Source organism: Kitasatospora sp. NPDC056531, assembly GCF_042794375.1.
Classification (GTDB): Bacteria; Actinomycetota; Actinomycetes; order Streptomycetales; family Streptomycetaceae; genus Kitasatospora.
Genome location: NZ_JBHTTU010000400.1, coordinates 1 through 1,013 on the forward strand (window position 1 = coordinate 1; position 1,013 = coordinate 1,013).

A 1,013-nucleotide genomic window follows, 5' to 3' on the forward strand; every position below is an offset into this window, starting at 1 on the left:
GGTCCGCGAGGGCGAGACCGGCACCGTCGTCGGCACCTACCGGCTGCTGCGGCCCGAGGCCGCCCGGCGGGCCGGACGGCTCTACTCCGACGGCGAGTTCGACTTGTCCGCGCTCGCGCCGGTGCGCCCCGGCCTGGTCGAGCTCGGCCGCTCCTGCATCCACCCCGATCACCGGGGCAACGGCGCGGTCATCAACCTGATGTGGGGCGGCATCGCCCGCTACCTCGCCGACACCGGCAACACCTGGGTCGGCGGCTGCTGCTCGATCGACCTGGAGGACGGCGGCGCCACCGCGGCCCGGGTCTGGGACACCGTCAGCGCCAAGTACCTGGCCCCCGAGCAGTACCGGGTCACCCCGCACCGCCGCTGGGACGCCACCGGCGTGCCGCGCGCCGAGCGCGGCGCCCTGCCCGCCCTGCTCCGCGGCTACCTGCGGCTCGGCGCCTGGGTCTGCGGTGAGCCCGCGTACGACCCGGACTTCGGCTGCGCCGACCTGTACGTACTGCTGTCGCTGGAGCGCACCGACCCCCGCTACCTGCGGCACTTCCTGTCCGGAGCACCCTCCTCGGGCGCATCGTCATGAGCGTCTGGCTGCCGATCGCGCCCTGTCGGCCGGAGACCTGCCTGGGCGAACGCGCGCCGGAGGTCTCCCACCTCCGGCGGGCGCTGCGGCTGACCGCCTGCCTGACGGCGGTGCTGGCGGGGGTCGTGCTCTCCCTGCCGGTGCGGCTGCTGCCGTACGGCGCCCGGGACCGGCTGATCCGGCTCTGGGCGCGGGTGCTGCTGCGCGCCCTCGGGGTGACCGTCCACCTCGGGACGCCCGGGGCGCCCGGGATTCCCGGAGCTCCCGTGCCGGGCGGGGCGGTCGGCGCCGACGGAGCGCTGGTGGTGGCCAACCACGTGTCCTGGCTGGACATACCGTTGCTCGCGGCCGGTCGGCCCGGGCGGTCGCTTGCCAAGACCGAGGTCCGGCAGTGGCCGGTGCTCGGACACCTGGTCGCCTGGGGCGGCAC

General features: G+C 76.0%; 2 protein-coding genes. Both read left to right on the plus strand.

The window, feature by feature from the left end; genetic code table 11:
- A partial coding sequence (locus ACFQ87_RS46755) for a GNAT family N-acetyltransferase (RefSeq protein ID WP_380617135.1) occupies nt 1-583 on the plus strand: 583 nt, incomplete at its 5' end.
- Nucleotides 580-1,013, plus strand: a 434-nt coding sequence (locus tag ACFQ87_RS46760; RefSeq protein ID WP_380617136.1) for a lysophospholipid acyltransferase family protein, incomplete at its 3' end; no start/stop codon positions are given. The genes ACFQ87_RS46755 and ACFQ87_RS46760, both read left to right, overlap by 4 nt.